The following is a 1,399-nucleotide window of genomic DNA, read 5'->3' as shown; positions in this document are numbered from 1 at the left end:
AACCGGCAAGACAAAGCTGGCGCGTGCAATCCACATGGCCGATCCTGCGACGCAGGATTTTCACACCGTGATCTGCTGCGACACCGAGACATTCGATTTCTGCCACGCCATTGATCCCGGAACGCTGTTCCTGCGCGGTGTCGAAGATCTTAGGGTCAGGACGCATTGATTTTCAACTCGCTGCGTGATTCACGGCTTCTAAAATGGAGTGGTGATATGAGCGACCTTTACTGGCTGACCGACGAGCAGATGGCCAGGCTTTCCCCTTTCTTCCCGAAGTCGCACGGCAAGCCACGGGTCGATGACAAGAGAGTGCTGAGCGGGATTATCTTCGTCAATCGCAACGGGTTGCGCTGGCGCGACGCTCCCAAGGAATACGGACCGCATAAGACGCTGTACAGCCGGTGGAAACGATGGAGCGAGAAAGGCATCTTCGCGCGGATGATGGTCGGCCTGGCCGCCGAACATGGCGAGGAAAAGACCGTGATGATCGACGCGACGTATCTAAAGGCCCACCGCACCGCGACCAGCATGGCCGCGAAAAAGGGGGGCGTGGACGCCTGATTGGTCGGACCAAGGGTGGCATGAACACGAAGCTGCACGCCATCTGCGACAGCCAGGGGCGGCCGCTTAATCTATTCGTCACTGCCGGGCAGGTCAGCGATTACACCGGCGCACGGGCGTTACTCAGCAGTCTGCCAAAAGTCGACTGGCTACTCGGAGACCGCGGCTATGACGCCGACTGGTTCAGGGATGCGTTAAAAGACAAAGGGATACGCGCCTGCATCCCTGGCCGGAAGAAGCGCAAGGCACCAGTCAAATACGACAAGCGGCGATACAAACGGCGCAACCGCATCGAGATCATGTTCGGCAGGCTCAAGGATTGGCGGCGCGTGGCAACACGCTATGACCGATCCCCAAAGGTCTTCCTCTCGGCCATCGCGCTCGCCGCTCTCGTCATATATTGGTTATGAATCCTGACCCTAATCAGTGCGGCTTGCTAGAACAACGTCAATCGTGATCTCCAGCAACAACTGATCGTGGTGTTCACGGGCGCGTCCGAGACAGGAAAGACGTTGCTAGTTGAATTTAGCGTCGGAGTAGTCTCGCATCCGCGGCGAATGTCTGGAAAGCGGGATGCAAACGCAGCATCTCAGCTGGTTGTTGGAGGTCGCCTTAGGGCCGCCCGCGAGAGCGGCCCACAGCGTTTAGATTTCTATGGCCTCGGCAATCGCCAAAGCATCCTCAAGCTCCACCCCAAGGTATCGGACCGTGCTGTCCATCTTGGTGTGGCCGAGGAGAAGCTGAACCGCCCGCAAGTTGCCGGTCTTCTTGTAGATCTGGGTAACCTTCGTACGCCTCATCGAATGTGTGCCGTAGAGGCGAGCGTCTACGGCAC

General features: G+C 58.0%; 1 protein-coding gene and 1 pseudogene. One reads left to right on the top strand and one right to left on the bottom strand.

The genetic code is table 11. The features are described from left to right. Positions 1-216: 216 nt before the first annotated feature. A protein-coding gene (locus ACR0JG_RS20760) for an IS5 family transposase (RefSeq protein WP_480506721.1) occupies positions 217-974 on the top strand; the annotation gives its coding sequence in 2 pieces (ribosomal slippage) (positions 217-541 and positions 541-974; 759 coding nt in all). A gap of 234 nt (positions 975-1,208) precedes the next feature. Here ACR0JG_RS20760 and ACR0JG_RS20755 read toward each other — a convergent pair. After that, positions 1,209-1,399 (bottom strand): annotated as a pseudogene (locus ACR0JG_RS20755) (integrase); the annotation flags it as partial.

This window comes from Ruegeria sp. AD5, from assembly GCF_056542345.1.
The sequence above is the reverse complement of the archived record's forward strand: the minus strand, read 5'-3'. Positions and strand labels throughout refer to the sequence as shown.